The sequence below is a fragment of the Streptomyces sp. NPDC039423 genome, assembly GCF_055598725.1.
In genome coordinates, this window is record NZ_JBVKAH010000006.1 from 90,769 (window position 1) to 103,253 (window position 12,485).

Annotated in this window: 11 protein-coding genes and 1 tRNA gene; 4 read left to right on the forward strand and 8 right to left on the reverse strand. The window is 71.6% G+C overall.

All coding sequences use genetic code 11. The features are described 5' to 3' along the window. Positions 1 to 455: 455 nt before the first annotated feature. Positions 456 to 1,355, forward strand: coding sequence for a hypothetical protein (locus ACZ7LK_RS20230; protein ID WP_392275317.1), 900 nt, complete (start codon positions 456 to 458; stop codon positions 1,353 to 1,355). On the opposite strand, the gene ACZ7LK_RS20235 is transcribed toward ACZ7LK_RS20230, so the two are convergent. Continuing rightward, positions 1,339 to 1,671 (reverse strand): hypothetical protein, encoded by a 333-nt coding sequence (locus ACZ7LK_RS20235; protein ID WP_469463410.1) that lies wholly within the window; start codon positions 1,669 to 1,671, stop codon positions 1,339 to 1,341. The genes ACZ7LK_RS20230 and ACZ7LK_RS20235 overlap by 17 nt on opposite strands. A gap of 99 nt (positions 1,672 to 1,770) precedes the next feature. Between ACZ7LK_RS20235 and ACZ7LK_RS20240 the strand changes: the two genes are divergently transcribed. Then, the gene (locus ACZ7LK_RS20240; RefSeq protein WP_392275228.1) at positions 1,771 to 2,001 is read left to right on the forward strand and encodes a DUF4287 domain-containing protein; all 231 of its coding nucleotides are present in this window, start codon (positions 1,771 to 1,773) and stop codon (positions 1,999 to 2,001) included. Between the two features lie 74 nt (positions 2,002 to 2,075). Here ACZ7LK_RS20240 and ACZ7LK_RS20245 read toward each other — a convergent pair whose 3' ends face one another. Further along, positions 2,076 to 2,954 (reverse strand): Bax inhibitor-1/YccA family protein, encoded by an 879-nt coding sequence (locus tag ACZ7LK_RS20245; protein ID WP_392275227.1) that lies wholly within the window; start codon positions 2,952 to 2,954, stop codon positions 2,076 to 2,078. 171 nt (positions 2,955 to 3,125) lie between these two features. Next, positions 3,126 to 3,207 (reverse strand) — tRNA-Leu (locus ACZ7LK_RS20250). 382 nt (positions 3,208 to 3,589) lie between these two features. Between ACZ7LK_RS20250 and ACZ7LK_RS20255 the strand changes: the two genes are divergently transcribed. Together ACZ7LK_RS20255 and ACZ7LK_RS20260 are read left to right on the forward strand one after the other, a co-directional pair. Continuing rightward, the gene (locus ACZ7LK_RS20255) at positions 3,590 to 4,357 is read left to right on the forward strand and encodes an ABC transporter ATP-binding protein (protein ID WP_392275226.1); all 768 of its coding nucleotides are present in this window, start codon (positions 3,590 to 3,592) and stop codon (positions 4,355 to 4,357) included. A gap of 125 nt (positions 4,358 to 4,482) precedes the next feature. Then, positions 4,483 to 7,011, forward strand: a complete 2,529-nt coding sequence (locus ACZ7LK_RS20260) for an ABC transporter permease (protein ID WP_471142359.1) — start codon at positions 4,483 to 4,485, stop codon at positions 7,009 to 7,011. A 57-nt stretch (positions 7,012 to 7,068) separates the two neighbouring features. Here ACZ7LK_RS20260 and ACZ7LK_RS20265 read toward each other — a convergent pair whose 3' ends face one another. From ACZ7LK_RS20265 to ACZ7LK_RS20285, 5 genes are all read right to left on the reverse strand, one after another. After that, the gene (locus tag ACZ7LK_RS20265) at positions 7,069 to 8,373 is read right to left on the reverse strand and encodes a class I SAM-dependent methyltransferase (protein WP_471142362.1); all 1,305 of its coding nucleotides are present in this window, start codon (positions 8,371 to 8,373) and stop codon (positions 7,069 to 7,071) included. Positions 8,374 to 8,659: 286 nt separating this feature from the next. Further along, on the reverse strand, positions 8,660 to 10,042 hold the full coding sequence (locus ACZ7LK_RS20270; RefSeq protein WP_392275223.1) for an NAD(P)/FAD-dependent oxidoreductase: 1,383 nt from the start codon (positions 10,040 to 10,042) through the stop codon (positions 8,660 to 8,662). Positions 10,043 to 10,412: 370 nt separating this feature from the next. Further along, entirely contained in the window at positions 10,413 to 11,405 is a 993-nt protein-coding gene (locus ACZ7LK_RS20275; protein ID WP_471142366.1) for a Ppx/GppA phosphatase family protein, read from the reverse strand. Next, positions 11,402 to 11,938, reverse strand: coding sequence for a DUF501 domain-containing protein (locus ACZ7LK_RS20280; RefSeq protein WP_392275221.1), 537 nt, complete (start codon positions 11,936 to 11,938; stop codon positions 11,402 to 11,404). Before ACZ7LK_RS20280 ends, ACZ7LK_RS20275 begins: the two co-directional genes overlap by 4 nt. Before the next feature lie 14 nt (positions 11,939 to 11,952). Further along, positions 11,953 to 12,423, reverse strand: coding sequence for an FtsB family cell division protein (locus tag ACZ7LK_RS20285; RefSeq protein ID WP_392275220.1), 471 nt, complete (start codon positions 12,421 to 12,423; stop codon positions 11,953 to 11,955). Between the last annotated feature and the right edge of the window lie 62 nt (positions 12,424 to 12,485).

The window sequence follows — 12,485 nt, forward strand, 5'->3', positions numbered from 1 at the left end:
GCGGTGGCGAGGCTCGGCGCGAGCGAGAGACCGCGCGGCTGAGCTGAGCCGTAGCGGAGGGTAGGGGTCGCCCGAGGCACGAGGGCGGCACCTGCCCGCAGCGGTGGCGAGGCTCGGCGCGAGCGAGAGACCGCGCGGCTGAGCTGAGCCGTAGCGGAGGGTAGGGGTCGCCCGAGGCACGAGGGCGGCACCTGCCCGGCGCTTCCGGGCCGAGCCCCCTCCCGCCGCCCCCAACCGCTCCGCGTCCCAGCCGTGACCGAATCTCCCCCAGGATGTGACCTATCTCCCGGGGGAGATTCGTTTGTGCAGGTCAGCCGTCATATGCAGGGAGACCGTGTGGCGAAAGACCTGTCCATTTCGTGACGTAATGCACTGACAGGAGGCGCGAGGGCAGGACAAGCTGATGTAGGAAGTGCGGGGGATCGATTGAAACCGGGAGTAAGTCAGTGAGCGCCATGTCTCTCGCCCTGCTGCTGACCACGGCCACCGCCACGGCCGTGGGCGCCGCTGCCCTGCACGCCGCCCACGGGCTGCGCAAGCAGGTCACCGCGCTGCGCACGGAGCTCGCCGCCGCGCACACCACCGGCCCCGCCCCGACCGTGCCCCACGCCCGTTCCACCGAGGACATACGCGCGGCCGTCGCCGAGGCCCTCGCCGAGGAGCGGGAGCGCGAGCTGGCCGAGGCGCGGGCCTTCTGGGCCGCCCAGGAGGCACGCGACGCGGGCGACGGCTCCGGGACGCTGCTGGGCGGGCTCGGCGCCCTGGGCGGCGGCCACCCGGCCGCCGGGCCGGGTGAGGACGCGCCGTTCTTCGTACCGCGCCAGGCGGACTTCGCGGGCCTGGAGGCGATGGACGCGATGGACCTGGGCGCCGAGTACGCCGAGTACGGCGACGGGCTGGACGACCTGGACGCCCTCGCCGAGCTGCCCGACGTCCCCGGCATCACCGACAACACGTTCCCCGAGGACTCCCCCGAGCTGGCCGCGGCCCGCCGCCGCCACCCCTCGCACCCCGACTTCGTGCCGGTCCAGACGCCGGTCGTCACCGACCACGAGCGCACCGTGGCCCGGCTGGAGGAGCTCGCCGCGACCCGTACGGCGCTCACCGACGTACGGCCCGGCCCGCTCGGCACCCTGGACGTGTACGTCTTCGCGGACGGCACCACCCTGTGCATGACGCCCGGCCACCGGGAGACCGCCGAGCGCCTCGCGGACGCGCTGCGCGGCGGTGGGACGCCCGTGCTGCTGGGCGGCTCGGGGGTGTCGGGCGCGTACGCCCTGACGTTCTCGTGCGGCGGCGACGCGGGCGCCGAGAACGTCTACGTGCTGGCGGACCGCGTCATAGCGTCGCTGTAGCCGCCGCCCGCCGTACCGCCGCCACGGCCTCGTCCAGCTCCCGCCGCAGCGGGGGCGTGGGCGGGGCCGTTCGCAGGATTTCCGCCAAATCGTTGCAGGCCACCACGAGCTGGTCGGCGACGGTGAACACCCCGGCGTCCGGCAGGGTCCTCGGCGGCCGGCCGGGGGCCTCCAGCCGCTGGGCCCGCAGCGCCAATTCCCTGGCCAGGGCGAGCCCCTCGGCCGCCGCTCCCCGCTGGAGCCGGCTCTGCGGCGCGGCGCGCAGCCGGTCGGCGAAGCGGTCGACGGCGGTGGTCAGTTCTGTCGTATCGAGCACGCCGCGACCCTACGCGCCGCCACGGGACTGTTGCCAACGGGCGAACCCTCAGGCACGGTGACGGGAAGGAGCACACGCGCGAAGCGTCCGGAGGCGCCGATGTCCCAAGTCTTCTCCGAAGAAACCCATCGAAATCTGCTCTCCCGCATTCCCCACTGCACCGGCCGGCAAGTGTCCGACTGGCTCCGCACCGTCGAGGAAGGCCCCTCCCTCGTCCGATTCGAGGAGAAGGTGAGCTGGCTCCGGGGCGAGCACGACCTCAGTTACGGACACGCCAAGGCGATCATCCACGAGTACGACCTGAGGCGGGCCGCCCGCAAGCTGCTGTGAGGCGGCACTGAGGGACGGACGCGGAAGGGCCCGCCCGGCGGATGCCGGACGGGCCCTTCGTGCGATCGGGGCGGTCAGTCGTCGCCCTGGAGGATCGACAGGAGCCGCAGGAACTCCAGGTAGATCCACACCAGCGTCATGGTGAGGCCGAAGGCCGCCAGCCACGCCTCCTCGCGCGGAGCGCCGTACGTGATGCCGTCCTCGACCTGCTTGAAGTCGAGGGCCAGGAAGCACGCGCCGAGGATGATGCCGATGACGCCGAACAGGATGCCGAGGCCGCCGCTGCGGAAGCCGAGGCCGTCACCGCCGCCGAAGAGGGCGAACAGCGCGTTCACCGCCATCAGCAGGACGAAGCCCAGGGCGGCCGCCATCACGAAGCCGTAGAAGCGGCGGGTGACGCGGATCCAGCGCATCTTGTACGCGATCAGCACACCGGCGAAGACCGCCATGGTGCCGAGCACCGCCTGCGGGACGACGCCGGGCGAGACGTACGTCGACACGGCGTTGGAGATCACACCCAGGAAGACGCCCTCGAACGCGGCGTACAGCAGGATCAGCGCCGGAGAGGCCTTGCGCTTGAACGACTGGATCATCGCGAAGACGAACGCCACGAGGGCCGCGCCCACGGCGATGCCGTACGAGGTGTTGATCTTCGCCGGGTCGACCGGCAGCAGGAACCAGGCGAGCGCCGCGGTGACGAAGACCGTACCGAGCGTCATCGCGGTGCGGGACACCACGTCGTCGATGGTCATCGCGCCCGGGCGGGCCGGGGCCTGGACAGGGGCGCCGAGCTGGGCGTCCTGCGCGTAGGGGTTGGTCGCGTACGGGTTCGTCGCGTACGGGCTGGTTCCAGCGGCGGGGCCCCCGGCCTGCGGCTGCTGCGCGTTGAAGCCCGCATAGCCGTTGTCGCGGCTGAACCCCCGTCGCGAGAAGACCGGGTTGCTGCTCCTCATCTCACTCCTCCATGGCCGCCGTGCGCGGCCTTGGAACAAGAGTAATGGGCAAGCAAAAGAAACACCCTAGTGCTCGGGGAGGATCTTTCCCTCCTGTCACACTGGTCCGTGGCTGAATCCTGCCGGTCGTCCGGTTTTTTGTGGGACCGCTCCCGTGATGGGGATCGGGAGTGCCCGGAACCGGACTCGAACCGGTACGGCCCGAAGGCCAGCGAGGTTTAAGCTCGCCGTGTCTGCATTCCACCATCCGGGCGTTACCCCGCGGCTCCGCGTTCGCGCACGAGCCTATCGGGGCCCGTCCCCCGAACAGCGGAACGGTGGCCCGATGTTGTCTTATTTTATTGACGTCTGAGGGTGCGTCAGTGCTGGTGGACGGCGGTCCCCGGCAGACTCCGGGGGTTCCCGCAGGCAAAAACGTACGCAAAGGAATGACGGAAAGTCGCCGCCCGGTGTCACCCGGTCGGTGAACCCGGTCCGCGTCTCAGGGATCCCGTCATACCTCAGGAGGAGGGGTGCGCTCCCCGGTCCGACTCCAGGCTGCCCCCGATACGGGCACCCGGACGGACGCCCGGCGGGGTGGTCGGCGCCGACGATGGAGGGGTCCTCGAAGAACAGTCCCCGACAGGAGTCCCCTCGTGACCACCACCACCGCTTACCGCTCCACCGCGGTAGCCGCCCGCGCCACGGATCTGTCCAAGGTCTACGGACACGGCGAGACCCAGGTGGTCGCGCTGGACCAGGTCACGGTGGACTTCCACCAGGGCGAGTTCACCGCGATCATGGGTCCCTCCGGCTCCGGCAAGTCGACGCTGATGCACTGCGTGGCCGGGCTGGACACCTTCAGCGGCGGTTCGGTGCGCATCGGCGACACCGAGCTGGGCTCCCTGAAGGACAAGCAGCTCACCCAGCTCCGCCGGGACAAGATCGGCTTCATCTTCCAGGCGTTCAACCTGCTGCCGACGCTGACCGCGCTGGAGAACATCACGCTCCCCATGGACATCGCGGGCCGCAAGCCCGACAAGGACTGGGTGCGCAAGGTCATCGACATGGTGGGCCTGTCCGACCGGCTGAGCCACCGGCCCGCGCAGCTCTCCGGCGGCCAGCAGCAGCGCGTCGCCGTGGCCCGCGCGCTGGCCTCCCGCCCCGAGATCATCTTCGGTGACGAGCCGACCGGAAACCTGGACTCCCGCTCCGGCGCCGAAGTGCTGGGCTTCCTGCGCAACTCCGTGCGCGAACTGGGGCAGACCGTCGTGATGGTCACCCACGACCCGGTGGCCGCCTCCTACGCCGACCGCGTCATCTTCCTCGCGGACGGCCGGATCGTCGACGAGATGCTGCGGCCCACGGCGGACGGCGTGCTCGACCGCATGAAGGAGTTCGACGCCAAGGGCCGCACGAGCTGACGCAGCCGCTCCGGCCGACGCTGCCGCACGAGCTGACGCACCGCCGGGGCGGCCGCCCCGGGCCCGACGGTCCCGGCCCCCCGGGCGACCCCGCCGATCCCTCTTCACCCCAGGACTCACACCTCATGTTCCGTACCGCCTTGCGCAATGTGCTCGCGCACAAGGCCAGGCTGCTGATGACCGTGCTCGCCGTCATGCTCGGCGTCGCGTTCGTCTCCGGCACCCTGGTCTTCACCGACACCCTCTCCAACGCCTTCCGCAACCAGTCGGCCAAGAGCTACGACGACGTCGCGGTGGCCGTCACCTCCTACGCCGACCGGGACGACGCCAAGCAGGAGCCCGGCCTCTCCCAGAAGACCGTCGACCGGATCGCCGGTCTCGACGGGGTCGCCGCCGTCGCCGGACGGGTGGACGGCTTCGCCGGGGTCGCCGACCCCGAGGGCAAGCTGATCGGCGTCGGCTGGTCCAACAAGGGCTCCAACTTCGCCCCCGGCAAGGACGGCAAGGACCCCGCCTACGACTTCACCGAGGGCTCGGGCCCGGTGCGGGACGACCAGATCGCGCTCGACATGGACACCGCCGCCACCGGCGAGTACCGGGTCGGCGACCGGGTGCGCGTCGCCACCAACGGCCCGGTCAAGGAGTACACCCTCGCCGGTGTCTTCACCACCGACGACGGTGCCGTCAACGCGGGCGGCAGCCTGGTGCTGTTCGACACCTCCGTCGCCCAGACGCTCTACCTCAAGCCCGGCTACTACACCAACCTGACCGTCACCGCCGCTCCCGGCGCCGACGACGCCCGCATCCTGGCCGCGGTGAAGCCGCTGGTCCCGGAGAGCGCCGAGGCCCAGACGGGCGCCGCGCTCGCCGACGAGCAGGCGAAGTCGATCGAGGAGGGGCTGAGCGGCCTCAACCAGATGCTGCTGGGCTTCGCCGGCATCGCGCTCTTCGTCGGCGTCTTCCTGATCTCCAACACCTTCACCATGCTGGTCGCCCAGCGCACCAAGGAACTGGCGCTGATGCGCGCCGTCGGCGCCTCCCGCAAGCAGATCACCCGCTCGGTGCTGGCCGAGGCCGGTGTGGTCGGCCTGGTCGCCTCCGTGGTCGGCTTCGGCCTGGGCATCGCCCTGGCGGCCGGGCTGCGGTCCGGGATGGCCGCGTTCGGCATGAAGGTGCCCGACGGGCCGCTGGTCATCGGTACGACGCCGCTGCTCTCCGCGCTGGCCGTCGGTGTGCTGATCACCATGTTCGCCGCCTGGCTGCCCGGCCGCCGGGCCGCGAAGATCCCGCCGGTCGCCGCGATGAGCAGCGTCCACGCGATCGCCACGACCAAGTCGCTGGTGGTACGGAACTCCATCGGCGGCTTCCTCACCGCCGCGGGTGCCGCGCTGATCGTGCTGGGCGCCGCGGCCGGCTCCGACGGCCGGTGGACCATCGCCGGCGGCGCGTTCCTGGCGCTGGTGGGCGTGATCGTGCTGATCCCGCTGCTGTCGCGGCCGGTCATCGCCCTGGTGCGACCGCTGATGATCAAGGCCTTCGGGGTGTCCGGCAAGCTGGCGAGCCAGAACGCCGTCCGCAACCCCCGCCGTACCGGTGCCACCGCCTCCGCGCTGGCGATCGGCCTGACCCTGGTGACCGGTCTGTCGGTGCTGGGCGTGACCGTCGGCACGGCGCTGGACAAGATGACCACGGACCAGATCAAGGCCGACTACATGGTCGTCATGGCCGGCGGCGGCGACCTCGACCGGTCCGCGCTGGCCGCGCTGGAGAAGGCGCCGGGTGTCTCGGCGGTCTCCCCGCAGCAGGCCGCGTACTTCGACATCGGCGACGAGTGGGTGTCGGCGTCGGCCATCACGCCCGGCGACGTCGAGCGGGTCCTCAACGTGGAGCTGGTCGACGGCTCCCTCGCCTCCCTCGGCCAGGGCCGGATGGCGGTCGCCGAGAAGACGGCCACCAAGCAGGGCTGGAAGGTCGGCGACACCCTGCCGGTCACCTTCGGCGACAAGAAGAAGGGCCGGCTGACGGTCGGCGCCGTCTACAAGGACACCGAGTTCCTCTCCCCGGTCCTGGTGGACACCAAGGTCGTCGCCCCGCACGAGGTGCGCCCGTTCATCCCGCAGATCTTCGTGAAGATGGACGGCGGTCAGACCCCGGCGAACGAGAAGGCGCTGGTCAGCGCCCTGGGTGAGAACCCGGCGATCAACGTCATGGACAAGCAGGACATCCGCGACGAGTTCGGCGGCATGATCAACATGCTGCTGAACATCATGTACGGCCTGCTGGCGATGGCCCTGATCATCGCGGTGCTCGGTGTCGTCAACACGCTCGCCATGTCGGTGTTCGAGCGGCAGCAGGAGATCGGCATGCTGCGGGCGATCGGCCTGGACCGGCGCCGGGTGAAGCGCATGGTGCGGCTGGAGGCCGTGGTGATCTCGGTCTTCGGCGCGGTGGTCGGCATCGGCCTCGGCTCGTTCCTGGGCTGGGCGATCGGCCAGACCATCAAGTCGAGCCTGCCGGGCTACGCGCTGGTCATCCCCTGGGACCGGATCGGCCTCTTCCTGGGCCTGGCCGCCCTGGTGGGCGTCCTGGCCGCGATGTGGCCGGCGCGCAGCGCCGCCCGGCTCAACATGCTGAACGCCATCAAGGCCGAGTGACCCGCCCGTGAGGGCAGGGCCGGGCTCCCCGTCGCGGGGGCCCGGCCCTTCGTCGTGTCAGCCGTCCGCGCGCTCGTTCCACACCCTCGGGCGCAGCGGCAGGCCCGAGGCGCCGCCGTCGGGCGTCCGGACGGCGAGGATCTGGTTGACGCCGATGCGGTTGCGTTCGAAGGAGACCGCGGAGGCCGCCATGTACAGGCGCCAGACGCGGGCCCGGCCGGGTGAGGTGAGGCGTTCGGCCTCGGGCAGGCGCTCCTCCAGGTTGGTCACCCACTGCCGCAGGGTGAGGGCGTAGTGCTCGCGGAGGGCCTCCAGGTCCCGGACCTCGAAGCCGGCCTCCTCCAGGGCGGTGGTGGTACGGCCGACGGGCGCGAGTTCGCCGTCGGGGAAGACGTACCGGTCGATGAAGTCGTCGACGCGGTAGGCCGCCTCGTCCGGTTCGGGGCGGCGGGAGATCTGGTGGTTGAGCAGCCGGCCGCCGGGCTTGAGCAGGGCGTACAGGTCGCCGGCGTACTCGCGGTAGCGGACCCGGCCGACGTGCTCGGCCATCCCGATGGACGAAATGGCGTCGTACGGCCCGTCCCTGACGTCCCGGTAGTCCTGGACGCGGATCTCGACCAGGTCGGTCAGGCCCTCGTCGGCGACGCGCTTGCGGGCGTAGGCGGCCTGCTCGGTGGAGAGGGTGACGCCGACGACACGGGCGCCGTACTCGCGGGCGGCGTGGATGGCCATCGAGCCCCAGCCGCAGCCCACGTCCAGCAGCCGGTCCCCCTCGGTGAGGGCGAGCTTGCGGCAGACCAGGTCGAGCTTGGCGGCCTGCGCCTCCTCCAGCGTGCCGCCCTCGGACCAGTAGGCGCACGAGTAGACCATGGACGGGCCGAGGACCAGCGCGTAGAAGTCGTTGCCGACGTCGTAGTGGTGGCTGATGGCCTCCTTGTCGCGCCGCTTGGTGTGCAGGGGCCCGGTGCGGCGTCTGACCTCCTCGGGCGGCGGGCCGGGCGGCGGCCAGGGACCGGCCAGCTCCAGCAGGGTGCGCGCGGCGGCCCTCTTGGCGGGGTCCCGCAGCGGGTGCGGGCCGCCCCCGGTGGCGCCGCCCCGCTCCCAGATGAAACCCGAGAGCCGGTCGAGGGCCTCGTACAGATCGCCCTCCACGTCCAGCTCCCCGGCCACCCAGGCCCGGGCGAGGCCCAGCTCGCCCGGCCGCCACAGCAACCGCCGCAGCGCCCGGCGGTGCCGCAGGACGACGACGGGCGCACCGGGAGGTCCCGCCTCACTGCCGTCCCAGGCGCGGATGCCGACCGGGAGCGGAACGCCCAACAGGTCCTCGGCGAGCGTGGTGAGCCGCGACGCGGCGTCGGCCATGGTGCACACCTCCGTGATGAGGAGTCCCAGAAATGCTCAACACCACGAAAACACCCGGGGCGCGCGGGCGCAGTCCCGAAACGAAGCAATGCGACGGCAAAATACGGTCGGTTCGCGCCGCTCGTGCGCCGTGACGCCCCCTCAGTCCGCCGCCGCGCCCTCCCGGGCCCCGCGCGGCCCCGGGACCCCGTACGCGGTCCCGGGGACCCGGGGTACGCGAAGAGGGGCCGCCCGCACCACGGATGGCGGGCGGCCCCTCAGGGGCGCGGTGGACCGGGGCGACCGGTCAGGAGGCCTTGGCCTTCTCCTGCTTCGACGCGGCGGGAGCGGCGGGGGCCGGCTTGGCGGCCTCGTAAAACTCCTCGCGCGGCGACTCGATGGCGCCGAGGGAGACGACCTCGCGCTTGAGGAACATCGCGAGCGTCCAGTCCGCGAAGACGCGGATCTTGCGGTTCCAGGTCGGCATGGCCATGCCGTGGTAGCCGCGGTGCATGTACCAGGCGAGACGGCCCTTGAGCTTGATCTTCACCTTGCCCATGACGATCATCGCGACGCCCTTGTGCAGGCCGAGACCGGCGACCGCACCCTTGTTGGCGTGGCTGTATTCCTTCTGCGGGAAGCCCCGCATGCCGGAGATCACGTTGTCGCCGAGGACCCGGGCCTGGCGCAGCGCGTGCTGGGCGTTCGGCGGGCACCAGGCGTTCTCGTTGCCGGCCTTGCGGCCGACGAGGTCCGGGACCTGGGCGTTGTCGCCGGCGGCCCAGATGTAGTCGGTGCCGTTGACCTGGAGCGTGGGGGCGCAGTCGACGTGGCCGCGCGGGCCCAGCGGCAGGCCGAAGCGGGCCAGCGCCGGGTTGGGCTTCACACCGGCGGTCCACACGATGGTGTTGGAGTCGACCTCCAGGCCGTTCTTCAGCACCACGTGGCCGTCGACGCAGGAGTCCATGGACGTCGAGAGGTAGACCTCGACCCCACGGCCCTCCAGGTGCTCCTTGCCGTACTTGCCGAGCTTGGGGCCGACCTCGGGGAGGATCTTGTCCGCGGCGTCCACCAGGATGAAGCGCATGTCCTCGCGCTTCACGTTCTTGTAGTACTTCGCGGCGTCGCGGGCCAGGTCCTCGACCTCGCCGATGGTCTCCGCGCCGGCGAAGCCGCCGCCCACGAAGACGAAGGTCAGCGCCTTGCGGCGGACCTCCTCATCGGTCGTCGAGTCGGCCTTGTCGAGCTGCTCGAGGACGTGGTTGCGCAGGCCGATGGCCTCCTCGATGCCCTTCATGCCGATGCCCTGCTCGGCGAGGCCGGGGATCGGGAAGGTGCGGGAGACCGCGCCGAGCGCGATGACCAGGTAGTCGAAGGGCAGCTCGTACGACTCGCCGACGAGCGGCGCGATCGTGGCGACCTTGCGGTCCTGATCGATGGTGGTGACCCGGCCGGTGAGTACCTCGGCCTTGGGCAGCACGCGTCGCAGCGGGACGACGACGTGCCGCGGCGAGATGCTGCCGGCGGCGGCTTCGGGCAGGAAGGGCTGGTAGGTCATGTACGACCGGGGGTCGACGACCGTGACGGTCGCCTCGCCGTAGCGCATCTTCTTGAGGATGCGCCGAGCTGCGTACAGGCCTACGTACCCACCGCCTACTACGAGGATCCTGGGACGCTCCGTGGTGCTCATGCCATCGAGTATCCACCCGGTCGAGGGGGGTCGCTCGTGCGCCCCTTCACAAGGTCCTGGGAGACCTCTGCTACACTGCGCCGCCCACGTGACCGAGGTCATGGCGCCACAGGGGAACCAGGGTGTATCGCACGTCGTTGTTCACCCCCGTTGAACTGGGACAGCGAGCACCTTTTAACCGTGGACCGCCACCGGAGTTCACACCTGCGAAACATAGCTGAGGGTGCGGTACGGACCTGCGAAAGGGCCCCGAGCGGGGTCCGGACGGCCCGTGAACGGCTCCGCGACCCCCCTCAGGGCCCTTTTCCTTGTGAAGAACTTCACGAACTTTCTCCGCGGCCCCTTCCGGGACGCCCGGATCACCCGTGGATCAGACGAGCGAGAGGGCGATTCCGTCCAGGATGTCGTGTTCGGAGACGACCACCTCGCGCGCCCCGGTGCGCTCCATGACGGCCAGCAGGACCAGTGCCCCGGAGGCGATGACGTCCACCCGGCCGGGGTGGATCACCGGGATCGCGGCCCGCTCGTCGTGCGTCGCGGCCAGCAGCCGCGCCGTGACCTCGGCGACCTGCTCGTAGGAGATGCGCGACCGGTGGATCGCCGCCGAGTCGTACGCGGTCAGCCCCAGCGCGACGGCCGCGACCGTCGTGACCGAACCGGCCAGCCCGACGAGCGTGTCCGCCTCCCGCAGCGGGACGGTCTCCTCGGCCAGGTCCAGGGCCGCCTCGACGTCCGCCCGGATCGCCGCCACCTCGGCCTCGGAGACCGGATCGCCCTGCACATGACGCTCGGTCAGGCGGACGCAGCCGATGTCGACCGAGCGCGCCGCGCGGGCGTGCGAGGTGCCGACCACGAACTCGGTCGAGCCACCGCCGATGTCGACGACCAGGTACTCACCCGAGCCGGAGCCCGTGCCCGAGCCGGCGCCCGTGCCCGAGCCGGAGCCCGTGCCGGCACCGGCGCCCGTGCCCGCCGTATCCCGGGTCAGCTCCCTGGTCGCCCCGGTGAAGGAGAACTCCGCCTCCTGGTCACCGGTGATGACCTCCGGCTCCACCCCGAGGACGTCCAGCACGCCCCGCACGAAGTCGTCGCGGTTCTCGGCGTCGCGCGAGGCCGAGGTCGCCACGAACCGCAGCCGCTCCGCCCCGTACTCCTTGATGACGGCGGCGTACTCGCGGCAGGCGGCGAAGGTCCGCTCCAGCGCCTCGGGCGCGAGCCGGCCCGTCCGGTCCACGCCCTGGCCGAGCCGGACGATCGTCATCCGGCGGTCCAGGTCGGTAACCTCGCCGGTCGCGGGGTCCACGTCGGCCACCAGGAGGCGGATGGAGTTCGTCCCGCAGTCGATGGCGGCGACGCGGGTCATGCGCCGGCCTCCTCGTCCTGGCGGCCCGTCACGCACGGCCCCTTGGCCCACCACTCCGGCAGCATCGCCAGGGCCTCGTCACCCAGCGGGTTCACGCCCGGTCCGGCGGCCAGCGAGTGGCCGACGAGCACGTGCAGGCACTTCACCCGGTCCGGCATGCCGCCGGCGCTGGGGAAGCCCTCCAGGACCTCGATGGCGTCACGGCGGGCGATGTAGTCCTCGTGCGCGGCGCGGTAGGCGGCGGCCAGCTCCGGGTCGGACTGGAGCCGTTCGGTCATCTCCTTCATGACGCCGTTCGCCTCCAGCGTGCCGATCGCGGAGGCCGCGCGCGGGCAGGTGAGGTAGTACGTCGTCGGGAACGGCGTGCCGTCGGGGAGCCGGGGCGCGGTCTCCACCACGTCGGGGTTGCCGCACGGGCAGCGGTGCGCGATGGCGCGCAGGCCGCGCGGCGGGCGGCCGAGCTGTTCCTCGAACGCCGCGACGTCCGCCTCGGTGGGCTCGGTGCGTTCGGTCTGCGGAGGGGGCGTTTCCATGCCTGCCTTGGGTTCTACTCGCGGTCGGTGCGGTCGGCGGTGTCCACGCCGTCCCAGAGATTGGAGTACCAGGGGCGGTCGGCCGCGCCCTGGTCGTCGCGGCGCTGGCGCACCGCGTCGGGGTCGATGACCGTGTAGCCGGTCTCCCCCGGGAGTACGTAGTGCAGGTGCTCGCGCGCGAGGCGCCTGACGTACGCGTCGTCCTGGAGCCGCGCCTTCTCGTCGCGGAGCCGTTCGACGCGCTCGCTCGCCTCGGCCGCCAGCCGTTCCTGGTCGGCGATCTCGGCGCGCTGCGAGACCCACTGGCGCATCGGGTAGGCCAGCGCCACCACCAGGGAGCAGACGACCAGCGCCAGGAAGGCCGCGCGGCCGGTGAGCCGGGAGCGGCGGGCCTGGCGCCGGGTCTGGGAGCGGTAGACACGGGCGGCGGTCTGCTCGCCGAGCAGCCGCAGCCTGGTCGCGGTGGAGAACCGGTCCCGGGCCATCTGTCTACCCGCCTCCCCTTGCCCGTTACGTACGTACGTCCCCGGACACGGTACGGGACCGT

What these genes read in the sequence shown, in the direction of transcription:
- ACZ7LK_RS20230 (WP_392275317.1), top strand. Translation starts at nt 456, where the DNA reads ATGTCTCTCGCCCTGCTGCTGACCACGGCCACCGCCACGGCCGTGGGC.
- ACZ7LK_RS20240 (WP_392275228.1), top strand. Translation starts at nt 1,771, where the DNA reads ATGTCCCAAGTCTTCTCCGAAGAAACCCATCGAAATCTGCTCTCCCGC.
- ACZ7LK_RS20245 (WP_392275227.1), bottom strand. Translation starts at nt 2,954, where the DNA reads ATGAGGAGCAGCAACCCGGTCTTCTCGCGACGGGGGTTCAGCCGCGAC.
- ACZ7LK_RS20260 (WP_471142359.1), top strand. Translation starts at nt 4,483, where the DNA reads ATGTTCCGTACCGCCTTGCGCAATGTGCTCGCGCACAAGGCCAGGCTG.
- ACZ7LK_RS20265 (WP_471142362.1), bottom strand. Translation starts at nt 8,373, where the DNA reads ATGGCCGACGCCGCGTCGCGGCTCACCACGCTCGCCGAGGACCTGTTG.
- ACZ7LK_RS20270 (WP_392275223.1), bottom strand. Translation starts at nt 10,042, where the DNA reads ATGAGCACCACGGAGCGTCCCAGGATCCTCGTAGTAGGCGGTGGGTAC.
- ACZ7LK_RS20275 (WP_471142366.1), bottom strand. Translation starts at nt 11,405, where the DNA reads ATGACCCGCGTCGCCGCCATCGACTGCGGGACGAACTCCATCCGCCTC.
- ACZ7LK_RS20280 (WP_392275221.1), bottom strand. Translation starts at nt 11,938, where the DNA reads ATGGAAACGCCCCCTCCGCAGACCGAACGCACCGAGCCCACCGAGGCG.
- ACZ7LK_RS20285 (WP_392275220.1), bottom strand. Translation starts at nt 12,423, where the DNA reads ATGGCCCGGGACCGGTTCTCCACCGCGACCAGGCTGCGGCTGCTCGGC.